11 protein-coding genes are annotated in these 13669 nt (G+C 41.7%); 6 read left to right on the top strand and 5 right to left on the bottom strand.

The window, feature by feature from the left end:
• Positions 1-1194 carry an alkane 1-monooxygenase gene (locus tag AWW72_RS01610; RefSeq protein ID WP_062846221.1) on the top strand — a complete coding sequence of 398 codons (1194 nt, stop codon included), beginning with the start codon at positions 1-3 and terminating at the stop codon, positions 1192-1194.
• A 54-nt stretch (positions 1195-1248) separates the two neighbouring features.
• On the opposite strand, the gene AWW72_RS01605 is transcribed toward AWW72_RS01610, so the two are convergent.
• Entirely contained in the window at positions 1249-1458 is a 210-nt protein-coding gene (locus tag AWW72_RS01605) for a KTSC domain-containing protein (protein ID WP_003652651.1), read from the bottom strand.
• Positions 1459-1710: 252 nt separating this feature from the next.
• Positions 1711-2274, bottom strand: coding sequence for an alkyl hydroperoxide reductase subunit C (ahpC, locus tag AWW72_RS01600; protein ID WP_004772679.1), 564 nt, complete (start codon positions 2272-2274; stop codon positions 1711-1713).
• A 593-nt stretch (positions 2275-2867) separates the two neighbouring features.
• On the opposite strand from ahpC, the gene AWW72_RS01595 reads away from it, so the two are divergent.
• The 3 genes from AWW72_RS01595 (at position 2868) to AWW72_RS01585 (ending at position 9149) form a co-directional block, all read left to right on the top strand.
• Complete coding sequence (locus tag AWW72_RS01595) at positions 2868-4028, top strand: sterol desaturase family protein (RefSeq protein WP_062846241.1); 1161 nt, start codon at positions 2868-2870, stop codon at positions 4026-4028.
• Positions 4029-4142: 114 nt separating this feature from the next.
• A complete protein-coding gene (hrpA, locus tag AWW72_RS01590) occupies positions 4143-7997 on the top strand; it encodes an ATP-dependent RNA helicase HrpA (protein WP_062846220.1) in 3855 nt (1284 codons plus the stop codon).
• A gap of 45 nt (positions 7998-8042) precedes the next feature.
• Positions 8043-9149, top strand: a complete 1107-nt coding sequence (locus AWW72_RS01585; RefSeq protein WP_062846219.1) for a beta-ketoacyl-ACP synthase III — start codon at positions 8043-8045, stop codon at positions 9147-9149.
• A gap of 63 nt (positions 9150-9212) precedes the next feature.
• Here the strand turns inward: AWW72_RS01585 and lipA are convergent, their stop codons facing one another.
• Positions 9213-10226, bottom strand: a complete 1014-nt coding sequence (gene lipA / locus AWW72_RS01580; RefSeq protein WP_004772671.1) for a lipoyl synthase — start codon at positions 10224-10226, stop codon at positions 9213-9215.
• 190 nt (positions 10227-10416) lie between these two features.
• On the opposite strand from lipA, the gene sthA reads away from it, so the two are divergent.
• Entirely contained in the window at positions 10417-11832 is a 1416-nt protein-coding gene (sthA, locus tag AWW72_RS01575; protein WP_004772670.1) for a Si-specific NAD(P)(+) transhydrogenase, read from the top strand.
• Positions 11833-11911: 79 nt separating this feature from the next.
• Positions 11912-12385 carry a DUF3465 domain-containing protein gene (locus AWW72_RS01570; protein ID WP_062846218.1) on the top strand — a complete coding sequence of 158 codons (474 nt, stop codon included), beginning with the start codon at positions 11912-11914 and terminating at the stop codon, positions 12383-12385.
• 40 nt (positions 12386-12425) lie between these two features.
• Here AWW72_RS01570 and AWW72_RS01565 read toward each other — a convergent pair whose 3' ends face one another.
• Together AWW72_RS01565 and AWW72_RS01560 are read right to left on the bottom strand one after the other, a co-directional pair.
• Positions 12426-12878: an Mpo1 family 2-hydroxy fatty acid dioxygenase gene (locus AWW72_RS01565; protein WP_062846217.1), complete on the bottom strand. Its 453-nt coding sequence runs from the start codon at positions 12876-12878 to the stop codon at positions 12426-12428.
• A 140-nt stretch (positions 12879-13018) separates the two neighbouring features.
• Positions 13019-13630 carry a septal ring lytic transglycosylase RlpA family protein gene (locus AWW72_RS01560; protein ID WP_004772666.1) on the bottom strand — a complete coding sequence of 204 codons (612 nt, stop codon included), beginning with the start codon at positions 13628-13630 and terminating at the stop codon, positions 13019-13021.
• Between the last annotated feature and the right edge of the window lie 39 nt (positions 13631-13669).

Here is a 13669-nt window from a genome sequence, read left to right as displayed (position 1 = left end):
ATGAATATGCATACTCAGCTTGATGTAGCGCAAGCAACGACAACATTTAAAGATAAAAAACGTCATTTGTGGTTATTGGGTTTGGCTGTTCCTGCGATTGCCATGAGTGGTTTGGCGGGTTACCAGTTTGGCCCGAAAAAAACTAAAAAATTCTTTGCTTCATTTGGCCCGTTGTTTTTACATGGCGTCATTCCAACGCTGGATAAATTCATTGGTGAAGATACGGAAAACCCACCCGTAGAGGCGATTGCAGGTCTTGAAGCTGATCCGTATTACGCACGAATTGTGAAACTGTATATTCCACTGCAATACGCTGCAAATCTTTATGGGGCTTATCTTGCCAGTCGTAAAGATACACCAGTCGCGGATCAGGTGTTATTGGGAACCTTGGTGGGCATGGTCAATGGCATTGCGATTAATACCGCACATGAATTGAGCCATAAAACAGGGCGTCTGGAACATTATCTTTCGCATTTGGCTTTAGCGCCATCGGGCTATAACCATTTCCGAATCGAACATCCTTATGGACATCATCGTCGTGTTGCGACACCTGAAGATCCTGCATCGTCACAATTTGGTGAAAGCTTCTGGAAATTTTTACCACGTACTGTGATGGGCAGCTTTAAATCGGCGATCGAGATTGAAAAGAATCGCTTAGAACGTAAGAAACTGCCTTTTTTCTGTAAGGAAAATGAGTTGATTCATGGTTGGGTAATGTCGGCTGCGTACCATGCGGCGATGTTGAGCAAATTTGGTCTGCGTTCTGTGCCTTTTCAACTGACGCAAGCGGCTTATGCGATAACCTTGTTTGAGTCGGTAAATTATATTGAACACTATGGTTTAAAGCGTGAGAAGAAGGTCAACGGTCAATACGAAAGGACTTTGCCTGAGCATAGCTGGAACAATAATAATGTGGTGACCAATTTGTTCTTATACCAATTACAACGCCACTCTGATCATCACGCCAATCCGACCCGAAGCTTTCAGACCTTACGCCACTTTGAAGATGCGCCTCAGTTACCCGCAGGGTATGGTGCAATGATTTTGCCCGCATTTATTCCATCATGGTGGTCAAAAATTATGGATGATCGTGTGGTACAGCACTATCAAGGCAATCTGGACAGAATCAATGTCTATCCCGAGGCCAAGCAGAAGATGTTAGACAAATATATTGAGCAGCAAGATGTGGCTTAAATGAGCCAACGCTAAATAACAGATCAGCCCATAAGGGCTGATTTTTTTTATGCTTTAAGCTGAAATACAGAGTCGTTTAAAATGCAGATCAAATTCAAGATATTTATGCACAAAGGCTGTTTTATCATTGGTGCGAAGCAAATTATTGTAGATAAACTCTGGAACGGGATGGTAAAGCTCGCCTGAGCCATTGCTATAAAAGATTTTTAAATAGCGTGAAGAAACATCGTATTTCCAAGAGGTTACAACAACAGATTTTTCCATATATTCGTCCCCATATTGATTTGATCTTTTAGTACATATTTAACAACTCTGGTGTTCCATGATTTGACAGTACTCCAACTCAAACCGTCTGACAATTGATAAATGAAGCTGGCTATAAACTTATAAGTATAAGAATTGTAAAAAATTAGCTATAAAATTTAGGCGGGGTAAGGGAGGATTTTTAAAGAAGGCAGACAAAAAGAAACCACCCTAAAAAGGGTGGTTTCTGACCATTGGGTCTAATCTAAATAATTAGATTTTACCAACTAAGTCGATAGATGGAGCAAGCGTAGCTTCGCCTTCTTTCCATTTAGCTGGGCAAACTTCACCTGGGTGAGCGTGAACGTATTGAGCAGCTTTTACTTTACGAAGAAGTTCAGATGCGTCACGGCCGATACCACCAGCGTTGATTTCAACGATTTGGATTTTGCCTTCTGGATCGATTACGAAAGTACCACGGTCAGCAAGACCAGCAGCTTCGATTAATACGTCGAAGTTTTTAGAAAGCGTCCAAGTTGGATCGCCGATCAATGGGTATTGGATTTTACCAATAACGTCTGAAGTGTCGTGCCAAGCTTTGTGCGTGAAGTGAGTGTCAGTAGACACGCCATAGATTTCAACGCCTAATTTTTGGAATTCAGCATAGTTGTCAGCAAGGTCGCCTAACTCAGTTGGACATACGAAAGTAAAGTCAGCTGGGTAGAAGAATACAACAGACCATTTGCCTTTTAGATCTGCTTCAGATACGTCAACAAATTGACCGTTGTGGTACGCAGTTGCTTTAAATGGTTTAACTTCAGTATTAATTAAGCTCATCATTGTCTCCATGATTGAGGTTTTATTGAGAGGCTAACGCCTTACTTGTTTACGAGGTCTAGAATAAATAATTTTTAGTTATTGGGGAAATAGTATTTTTACATGACTAAAATCGGAAAATTGAATAACTCAATCAAAACGACTTTCACCCAAAGATTTCTGCTCTATTTGACGACATAAAAATGAAGCAAACATGACAAAACATCTGAAAACTAATGTGCATAACAACATGAAGTCTACGCTGTTAAAATTCAAGGGTAAAATTGAAAAAATCTAAAAATATATAAAAAACCAAGATATACGCTTAAACTTTCTTCAATATTTACGGATGCTTTAGAGAATGAGGGGGATAGACATGAAAGGGATGAAACTGCACAAGATGTTATGTATTTATGTTCTTGTTGTTGAGTTAAGAATAGGAATACCTGCCAAGACAGGAGGCTGATCATAGATTGATTTTGTGGTTCAGTAAGTGTTTGTCTAAAATGAGCTGTAACTCTTTGAAATACTAAATAGTATCTATTTGAGAAAAATTATAATGTGATATGTTTCAGCATGATGTGCTGGCATCCAGAGTGAAATTTATACCTAAAATGACTGATCAATTAAGAGCTAAATTTGAAAATCTGGAACTCAATGCGGGCTTGGGAAAAATTAGTGCGTTTATTTCCCTGTCTTTAGGCCTTCTTTGTCTGTTTGGCGCATTGTGTTTTCTGTTTCCTTCGGTGATGACCACACCTGAGTTACGACCATTTTACGCAAAAAATTATGATGTATTTTATTTTAGCCTCATGGGCGGCATTATCCTGAGTGTCGGTTTTGGCGCGTTTAGTTCCATTATTCGTCAGAACCGCTATGGCTTTTATGGTTTATGTTTTGCTCTGGTCGCTGCGATTTTAGGTTGTGGTGTGATTAAGGCGCCGATGTTACCCAGCGTGCCTTTTTATGCAGGAATTGATTATTTTGTCCTCACACTGGTGATTCTGGCGCTGATTTTTATTCCTCTGGAAGGTTTTTTTGCCAAAAATCCCGAACAGAAAATTCTGAGAGTCGGGTGGGTGACGGATATGAAATATTTCATGTTCAGTCATATCGGCATTCAACTATTTAGCTTTTTAACCGTGATGCCGATCCAGTACTGGATTACTCATTTGCCGAATAACCCGATCGTACCTTATGTGCAGGCGCAGCCAATCTGGTTGCAGTTTATTGAATTGTTGATTGTGGTGGATTTCGTGGTGTACTGGCTACATCGTGCCATGCATGAGATCAATTTCTTGTGGCGTTTCCATGCTATTCATCATTCTACGGAATATATGGACTGGCTGGCTTCTTCACGCTTACATGTGGTTGAAGTGTTGATGACCCGCTTTATTGCAACCTTGCCGATATTTTTATTGGGTTTCCATACGTCTGCCGTATTTGCCTATCTGATTTTTATTTCATTTCACGCAATTTTTATTCATTCCAATGTACGTTTCCGTTTCCCGTATTTACGCTGGTTGATTGCTACACCTGAGTTTCATCATTGGCATCATTCATCTGAAAAACCTGCGATTGACAAGAATTATGCAGCATTTATCCCATTTTATGATGTGCTGTTTAAAAGTGTGTATATGCCGAATCATCTGGCAAGTGTTTATGGGACAGTGGGCTATAAAATCCCGAATAGTTTTGTGAAACAGTTCACTTGGCCGTTTAAAAAATATGTCAAACGCTTTCGGAAACGCTTCGACCAGTCACCGAAACCCTAAGCTGAATGGAGGGGGCTGTATCAAGATCAGCAGGAGATTGATGTAGTTTCTTTGCATAGCAAGGCTTTAAGGCGTAAAATAGCCGATTAGTTTATTTTTCAGGAAAGCTGTTCAGTGCAGAGTCATTTAAATGTAGATCAATTGGTTATGGCACGTGACCGTCACCGTTTAAATCGACTGCGCAAAGATAAAAAAACACAACCAGCAGACATCGAAAAACTGTTTGAACAGTCTAACCACAAGGTCAAGCAACGCCTTGCACGTCTCCCCACGATTAAACTCAATCAGGATTTACCTGTTACCCAATATGCAGATCGTTTGATTGAAGCGATTCAAAAACATCAGGTCATTATTGTGGCGGGTGAAACGGGTTCGGGTAAAACCACACAGCTTCCACAAATTGCCATGCTAGCAGGGCGTGGTCTTACGGGTATGATTGGTCACACCCAGCCACGTCGTCTGGCAGCGCGTAGTGTTTCGCAGCGTATTGCTGAAGAGGTTGGTGAAAAACTCGGTGAATCAATCGGTTTTAAAATCCGTTTTAATGAGCAGGGCTCACAAGACTCGATTGTTCGTTTGATGACCGATGGTATCTTGTTGGCTGAGCTGACCAATGACCGGTTCTTATCAAAATACGACACCATCATTATTGATGAGGCACATGAGCGCTCACTCAATATTGACTTTATCATGGGCTATCTCAAGCAGCTTTTACCGAAGCGCCCTGATTTAAAAGTAATCGTCACTTCAGCAACGCTAGATGTAAACCGTTTTAGCCAGTATTTCTATGACGCGCCGATTTTTGAAGTCGAAGGTCGTAGTTTTCCTGTTGAAGTGCGTTATCGTCCGATTTCAGAACTGAGCATTGTTGGCAGTGACGATGATGAGTTTGATGACTTTGAAGAAAATCTACCGCGTGCCGTGGTACAAGCTGTCGAAGAATGTTTTGCTGATGCGGAAAGCAAAGGCCATCCTGAGTATGCTGATATTCTGGTTTTCGCCAGTACAGAACAGGAAATTCGTGAATTACAGGAAACCTTACAGAAGTATGGCCCTCGTCATACCGAAGTGTTGCCTTTATATGCACGTTTGGCACTGGCTGAGCAGCAAAAGATTTTCAGTCCAAGCGGTAAAGGTCGCCGTATCATTATTGCGACCAACGTGGCTGAAACGGCACTGACAGTTCCGAATATTCGCTATGTGATTGATAGCGGTTTTGCACGTATTTCGCGTTATAACTATCGTTCTCGGGTTCAACGTCTTCCAATTGAAGCAATTTCACAGGCTGCTGCCAACCAGCGTAAAGGACGTTGTGGTCGTATTGCGGCGGGTGTGTGTATTCGCTTATATAGTGAAGAAGACTTTTTAAGCCGTCCTGAGTTTACCGAGCCAGAAATTAAACGAACCAACTTGGCCTCTGTGATTTTGCAAATGCAAAGCCTTGGTTTAGGTAGTCTTGAAGATTTTGATTTTATCGAGCCACCTGATTTTCGTCTGGTCAATGATGGCCGTAAACTGCTGATCGAGTTGGGTGCACTGAGTGAGCGCAAGAATGATTTGACCAAAGTCGGTCAGATGATGGCACGTATGCCGATTGATCCGCGTTTAGCTCGTATGATTATCGGTGGGGCACATTTTGGCGTACTCAAAGAAACCCTGATTATTGTCAGTGCCTTGGCAATTCAAGATCCGCGTGAACGTCCTGCCGATAAACAAATGCAGGCCGATCAGAAGCATGCTTTATTCAAAGAAGCGGATTCGGACTTTTTATTCTATTTAAAGCTCTGGAATACGATACAAACCAGCCCGGATACGCAGACGGAAAATAAGCGCCGTCAATTTGCACGTCAGCATTTCTTAAGCTGGTTGCGTTTGCGTGAATGGAAACAGACCCATCAGCAACTGGTCGAGCTGGCAGAAGGATTAAAACTGAGTTTTAATGAAAAGGGCGCTAATTATGAAAATTTACACCGCGCTTTACTGACTGGTTTACTTTCATTCATTGCCAATAAAACCGATGAACGTAATACCTTTATGGCAGTACGCCAGCAGAAAGCCAAAGTGTTCCCAGCCAGTACCTTGCATAAAACCAATACCGCTTGGGTCATGGCCTTCGAGATGGTCGAAACTTCTCAGGTCTATCTGCGTACTTTGGCAAAAATTGATCCTGAATGGATTTTATTAGCTGCGCGTGATTTATTGAAGTACCACTATTTTGAACCGCATTGGTCAAAGAAAGCGGGTATTGTGAATGCTTATGCACAGATTTCGCTGTTTGGTTTAATCATTGAGCCGAAGCGTTTAATCAACTTTGAAAAGGTCGATCAGCCTGCAGCACATGAAATCTTTTTACGTGATGCTTTGACCACAGGTAATCTTGGAATTACACCGCCATTTTTAAAACACAACCTCCTTAAACTTGAGGAAGTTGAGCGCGTTGAAGATAAGTTGCGTCGTCGTGATTTAGTGGTCGATGAAGAAACCATTTATCAGTTTTATGCAGCGAAAGTGCCTGAGGAAATTGCCAGCCGCCGTAGTTTCGAAGATTGGCGTGCAACAGTCGAACCTGATCAGCCACGTTATCTATTTGTCGAAGATGATGCGTTATGGATGAATGATCGTCCGACCACGCAACAATTTCCAGACTATTTGCATAATGGGCAATTGCGCTTGGCTGCTAGCTATCGATTTGACCCAAGCCATGATGAAGATGGTGCAACGGTTAAGATTCCTGTACAGGCATTACCGCAAGTCGATGAAAAGCAATGGTCATGGGGAATTCCAGGCTGGCGTCAAGACTTGATCGAAGCATTACTGAAGGCTTTACCTAAAGATAAGCGCCGTAATCTGGTGCCAATTCCTGATACTGCGAGAAAGCTAATGCAGGGCGTAGATGCAACGCATTTACGTGAACATCTGTTTAGTTATCTGGCTTTTGCTTTGCGTGGTGAGCAGATTACGGAAAAAGATTTTTCTTTTGAGCGTATTGACCAGTATCTGGTGCCTTTTATTAAGGTGCTGGATGAAAAAGGCAAATTGATTGCACAAGGGCGTGATCTGGATGAGCTAAAAGCACGCTGTCGTGTTGAAACCCATCGCCCAGTGAAACAGCAAAAAGGTGAATTCAAAACCTTCCCTGACAACTTTATTTTTGAAGCTTCGCAAAAAGTCACGGGTGTCGTGGTCAAGCAATATCAAGCGTTGGTGCCAACCAAGCTGTTTGCCGAGCTGGATGCGAAAGATGAGTCAGGTGTGGTGATTCAAACCTTCAATGATCAGGATGAAGCGATCAAGCAACATCGTGAAGGGGTGATTCGACTGGTGCATATGCAATTGGGCGATTTAATTCGTCAATTGAAAAAGCAGATTTCCAAGCCGCTGGCTTTGGCTTATTCGCCTTTAGGTGAGCGGGCAAAACTGGAACAAATGCTGGTTTATGCAACTTTGCAGGTTTCGATTCAGGAACTGCCAAAAAATGCCGCAGAATTTCAACAGTTATTGACTGAGACCAAAAAGAAGTTTTTAGCTAATGGTCAACAGACTTTAGCTGATTTAACTGAAATATTTACCCAATGGCAGCAAATTCGCCGTGAATTGCTGGTACTTGATCAAAGTATCTTTGGTCGCAGTGTGGATGATATTGAAGATCAGCTTGATTTAATGTCGTTGGCAGACTTTGTTTATAGTCAGTCACCCGAGATTTGGCAGGAATACCCGCGTTATTTGAAAGCACTGCTATTGCGTTTAGACCGATTGCCAAATAATCTACAACGTGATCTTGCTGCAATTGATGATGTCGATCCATGGATGGACAAAGTATTTAAATTTAAAAAAGATCCTAAAATCAAAGAATTGTATTTGATGTTGGAAGAACTCAGAATTTCCTTGTTTTCTCAACCGATGAAGACAAAGCTGCCTATTTCACCAACTAGATTACAAAAACTATGGGATCGATTAGCAATCGGTTAAACTGAGAAATATGAAAGTTAGAAGCATTCTTTACAGGAGTTTTACATGGGCATCCGTATAACAGGTACTGGGTTATTTCACCCAACCGAATCTATTTCCAATGAAGAGTTGGTTGAAAGTTTAAATGCTTATGTAGAACAATATAACCAAGACAACGCAGCTCAAATCGAAGCGGGCGAAATCGAGGCTTTACGTGGTTCAAGCCCTGAATTTATTGAAAAAGCATCAGGGATTAAACGTCGCTATGTAGTCGAAAAATCAGGTATTTTAGATCCAACACGCTTGCGTCCGCGTTTGCAGGAACGTAGCAATGATGAGCTTTCACTTCAAGCAGAGTGGGGCGTGATTGCTGCAAAACAGGCGATGGAAAATGCAGGCGTAACGGCTGAAGACATCGATGTGGTGATTTTAGCGTGTTCAAACATGCAACGTGCTTATCCTGCGGTTGCGATTGAAATTCAGTCTGCACTTGGGATTCAGGGTTATGCTTATGATATGAATGTGGCATGTTCTGCTGCAACATTCGGTTTGAAGCAAGCGTATGACGCAGTGAAATGTGGCGCTCGCCGTGTGTTATTGCTCAATGTTGAAATCACGTCTGGTCATTTGGATTATCGTACCCGTGATGCTCACTTTATTTTTGGTGATGTTGCTACAGCGTCAATTATTGAAGAAACTGAAACAAAAACAGGTTTTGAAATTTTAGATATTCATTTGTTTACTCAATTTTCAAATAATATCCGTAATAACTTTGGTTTCTTAAATCGCAGTGAAGATGCGGTTGTAGATGACAAACTGTTCCGTCAAGACGGTCGTAAAGTATTTAAAGAAGTTTGTCCGCTTGTTGCAAAAATCATTACTGCACAATTAGAGAAACTTGAATTAACGCCTGAGCAAATCAAGCGTTTTTGGTTGCATCAAGCCAATGCCAACATGAATGAACTGATTTTAAAATTGGTTGTTGGTAAAGATGCTGATCTTGAGCGTGCACCGATCATCTTGGATGAGTTTGCCAATACTTCATCTGCTGGCGTCATCATTGCGATGCATCGTACTGGTGAGCAGGTAGATAATGGCGAATTCGCTGTGATTTCTTCTTTCGGTGCTGGCTATTCAGTTGGCTCGATTGTGGTACAAAAGCATATTGCTTAAGCCTTTGGGTTAGAGCATAAAAAAACACCACAATCGTGGTGTTTTTTTATGCCTTATGAAACTTTAAGCTTCAATCGCTTGAACTGCAATTTTCTTGGCAGGATCTGCTTTACGACGTACAGCAGGTACTGGTTCACCATGATATTGGCGATCAGCAAAGTAGCTTGAACGAACCATTGGCGCAGACCAGATATTTCTGAAACCGAGCTTACGGCCATGTTCAGCATAACGCTCGAATTCTTCTGGTGTAACAAAACGGTCGATTGGTGCATGTTGTTTAGACGGTTGTAGATACTGACCAATGGTCACGTAATCCACATCGTGTGCACGAAGATCATCTAGTAATGAAATTACTTCTTCTTCAGTTTCACCAATACCCACCATCAAACCACATTTAGTTGGCACATCAGGGCAGTATTCTTTAAACATTTTTAACAGGTTTAAAGAGTGCTGATAGTCAGAACCTGGACGCATCGCTTTATAAAGGCGAGGTACAGTTTCAATATTGTGGTTGAATACATCTGGCGGACATTCAGTCATGATGCGTAAGGCGATATCCATACGACCACGGAAGTCTGGTACCAGAATTTCCAATAAGGTTTTTGGACTTAATGCACGTGCTTCTTTGATACAGTCAACAAAATGTTGAGCACCACCATCAAGAAGGTCATCACGGTCAACCGAGGTAATCACGGCATATTTTAAGCCCAGATTAGAAATGGTTTCAGCCATGTGACGCGGTTCATCAGGGTCCAATGCATTTGGACGACCGTGTGCAACATCACAGAATGGACAGCGACGGGTACAGATATCGCCCATGATCATGAAGGTTGCTGTACCACCACCGAAGCATTCAGGCAGGTTAGGGCAAGCAGCTTCTTCACATACGGTATGCAGTTTTTGTGAACGCAAGGTTGTTTTGATACGCTGAACTTCTTCTGGAGCGGTCATCTTGACTCGAATCCAGTCAGGTTTGCGAGGTACTTCAACCGTAGGGATAACTTTTACAGGAATTCTTGCGACTTTTTCCGCGCCACGAAGTTTTATACCCTGTTCAGGTTTACGGTGTTCAGACATATACTTCCTACAGCCTTTGATTTGAGATATGTGAATATTATAGTCAAATTTACTGCATTAAAGCAGGAAAAGTGGTATTCATTTTGAAAATGTAAATATATAAAAATATATAGTTGTGAAATACATCATCTCGCTGCATATTGGTTATCATATAGAGAGCAAAAACGGTTAAGAGACAAAGGAGCTTTGAATGCCACGTAAGAAAGAGGTCGTTGGTGGGAATATTGTTAAATATGATGCAGTAATTCTCGGTTCTGGCCCAGCTGGCGAAGGCGCGGCAATGAAGCTTGCAAAAGCAGGTAAAAAAGTTGCAATCGTTGATGTTCGTGATCAACTCGGCGGTAACTGCGCACATGTAGGAACAATTCCAAGTAAAGCTTTGCGTCAAACAGTTTCAAGTATCATTCGTTATCAACGTGATCCAATGTTTCAAAAAGTCGGTGAATGGAAACAATTCACCATGAAACAGGTATTACGTAATGCGCATAAAGTGATTCAACAGCAAGTTGACACGCATACACGTTTCTATGATCGCAATAAAATCGAAGTCTTTCATGGACGTGCTTATATTCAAGACAAGAATACGGTTCTGATTTTTGGTCAGGATGGCATCAAAGACACCATTATTTGCAAGCAAATTGTGATTGCAACGGGTAGCCGTCCATATCAACCAAAAGGTTTAGACTTCAATCATCCGCGTGTATTTGATTCAGACAAGATTCTTGATCTTGATTATGCCATTCAGAAAATCATCATTTATGGTGCAGGTGTGATTGGGTGTGAATATGCGTCGATTTTCATTGGATTAGATCATAAGGTTGATTTGATCAATACGCAGCAAAAGCTTTTAAGCTATCTGGATGATGAAATTGCCGATGCATTGTCATACCACTTGCGCGAACAAGGTGTGTTGATCCGTCACAATGAACAGATTGACCGCTTAGAGACTTTTGATGATCACGTGGTTTTACATTTGCTCAGTGGTAAGAAGATCAAGGCAGATGCGATCTTGTGGTGTAATGGCCGTTCAGGGAATACCGATGGTTTAGGTCTTGAAAATGTGGGCTTAGTACCAAATGGCCGTGGTCAGTTGATGGTGAATGATCAATATCAGACTGAAGCAGAAAATATTTTTGCGGCAGGTGATGTGATTGGCTGGCCGTCATTGGCATCAGCGGCGTATGACCAAGGTCGTTGCGCAGGTGCGAACATGGTGGGCGAGAAAAATGTGAAGCCAATCCGTGACGTTCCAACGGGTATTTATACTATTCCAGAGATTTCATCGATCGGTAAGACTGAGCAAGAGTTAACCGAAGAGAAAGTACCATACGAAGTGGGACAAGCCTCTTTCCGTCATCTGGCGCGTGCGCAGATTACAGGCGATACAGTGGGTGAATTAAAGATTCTATTCCACCGTGATACTTTAGAGGTATTGGGCATTCACTGCTTTGGTAATAATGCCGCAGAGATTATCCACATTGGACAAGTCGTGATGCATAGTCCAAACAATACTTTGAAGTACTTTGTTGAGACCACATTCAACTATCCAACGATGGCTGAAGCCTATCGTGTTGCAGCGTTGAATGGCATGAATCGTTTGTTCTAAGCCAGCTAGACATTGTATGATCCAAATGCCAATCACCTCGATTGGCATTTTGCTATCTTGAGTTGAATAAAAGGGAAATATGAAAAATCAAAAAAATAATTTGATCATTATTGCCATCGTCTTGTTGGTCACGGCTTATTTCGGTCTGGATCTTAAGCAAAAACAAAATACTGGTGCTGGCGTTCAGACTTCCAATACAGGAAATACGGTTTCTGTTGATGATCAACAGAAGATCATGCAAGCTTATCAGCAGCAACGCAGTAATGTTCAAGTACAGGCTCAAGGAACGGTGAAAGCCATTTTGCCAGATGACAATGAAGGCTCAAGACACCAGAAAATGATTCTTAAACTGGATAACGGTTTAACCGTCCTTATTGCGCACAATATCGATTTAGCACCAAGAATTGAGGGGCTGAAGAAGGGTGATATCGTTGAGTTTTATGGTGAATATGAATATAGCCAGAAAGGTGGTGTCATTCACTGGACGCATCATGATCCACGCGGAAAACACATTGATGGATGGCTAAAATATCAAGGAAAAATGTATCAATAGCATTTTTCCTTGATCGGTTACTTGCAAGATAGGCGCTAAATTAGCTTGTAAGCGCCAATTTTTGACGAATTTTCCATTTAGGTAGGACTTTAGCTAAATAAGCGTCCATGCACCATACAGGGCCAATCAGAAGGAATTGTAAGTCTTTAAAGAAAGAAGGCTTCTTACCTTCAACTTTATGGCCATAAAATTGACCGATCCATGCGATCACAAATACCCCGATATAGAATCCTACACCGACTGGCAAGATCACAATCAGCCATGCCATCACTGCCAATAAGGCTGCCATCGCAATCGCCAGCATAATATCCAGACGTGCATAAAAAACTAAAGTTAAAACCAGCAATAAAGCTGTGAGTAAGGTGCTAAAGTGCGCAAGGATACCAATAATCGAAAATAAGATTGCAGGTACACAGATCCAGTGAATTTTCTTGTTGGTCTGATTTTGATGGCTATCACTATATTCATCAAACCATTCGTCTATCGATTTCACAATGCGCTCCTCGCTGTATTCATTTTTATTGCTTCAATATAACCAACAAGCGAAGAGGGCGTAAAGTGCTAAAAAAGAGAATCGATAAAAATAAAAAAAAGCCGCATGAGGCGGCTTTTTTTGAATGCTGTGGTTAACGCTTAAGAGTTAGGACCATCAACACGTTCGATGCTTACATTGCCAGTACCAGCGCTAGACATACCCAATTGCTTTGCAGCACCGTAAGATAAGTCTAATACACGGTTACCATGGAATGGGCCACGATCGTTTACTTTCACAACAACACTTTTACCATTGTCTTTGTTTGTTACACGGATGTAACAGTTCAAAGGAAGGCTACGGTGTGCAGCGGTCATGGCATTCATATCGAATGTTTCACCACTTGCTGTTTTACGACCATGGAATTGACGGCCGTACCATGAAGCAACGCCACTTTGGCTGAATTTACGAACGGTGTTCGAAGCAACAGTATTCAGTTTTTCAATCACTGAAGGCTCTTCTTCAGGGATATCGATCTTTGCAGCAATCGTCTGGCGACGTACTTTGTCACCTGAACTCTCAGTGATTGAAAGACTATTAACGTTAGAGAAACGAGAATTAAAATTTTGAGAATCTTTGCTTAGAACGCGGGCAGCCAAATTAGAACCATCCACATCATTTGATAATGATGAAGACTGTACCATTTCAGCATGTAACGGGCTTAAACTTAAGCCTGCCGTCAGCGCTAGAATATATTTTAGCGAAAACTGCATTGTATAAACTCCTAGAGAACATGCTTTTCTATTTCAGTA

It is taken from the genome of Acinetobacter sp. NRRL B-65365 (assembly GCF_001605865.1).
GTDB classification, from domain to species: domain Bacteria; phylum Pseudomonadota; class Gammaproteobacteria; order Pseudomonadales; family Moraxellaceae; genus Acinetobacter; species Acinetobacter vivianii.
Note: the sequence above shows the minus strand (reverse complement) of the source record. Positions and strands in the feature narration are given on the sequence as shown.

Coding starts and splice junctions, on each gene's coding strand:
- AWW72_RS01605 (WP_003652651.1), bottom strand. CDS start 1,458: ATGGAAAAATCTGTTGTTGTAACCTCTTGGAAATACGATGTTTCTTCA.
- AWW72_RS01570 (WP_062846218.1), top strand. CDS start 11,912: ATGAAAAATCAAAAAAATAATTTGATCATTATTGCCATCGTCTTGTTG.
- ahpC (WP_004772679.1), bottom strand. CDS start 2,274: ATGAGCTTAATTAATACTGAAGTTAAACCATTTAAAGCAACTGCGTAC.
- AWW72_RS01585 (WP_062846219.1), top strand. CDS start 8,043: ATGGGCATCCGTATAACAGGTACTGGGTTATTTCACCCAACCGAATCT.
- AWW72_RS01610 (WP_062846221.1), top strand. CDS start 1: ATGAATATGCATACTCAGCTTGATGTAGCGCAAGCAACGACAACATTT.
- sthA (WP_004772670.1), top strand. CDS start 10,417: ATGCCACGTAAGAAAGAGGTCGTTGGTGGGAATATTGTTAAATATGAT.
- AWW72_RS01595 (WP_062846241.1), top strand. CDS start 2,868: ATGACTGATCAATTAAGAGCTAAATTTGAAAATCTGGAACTCAATGCG.
- AWW72_RS01560 (WP_004772666.1), bottom strand. CDS start 13,630: ATGCAGTTTTCGCTAAAATATATTCTAGCGCTGACGGCAGGCTTAAGT.
- lipA (WP_004772671.1), bottom strand. CDS start 10,226: ATGTCTGAACACCGTAAACCTGAACAGGGTATAAAACTTCGTGGCGCG.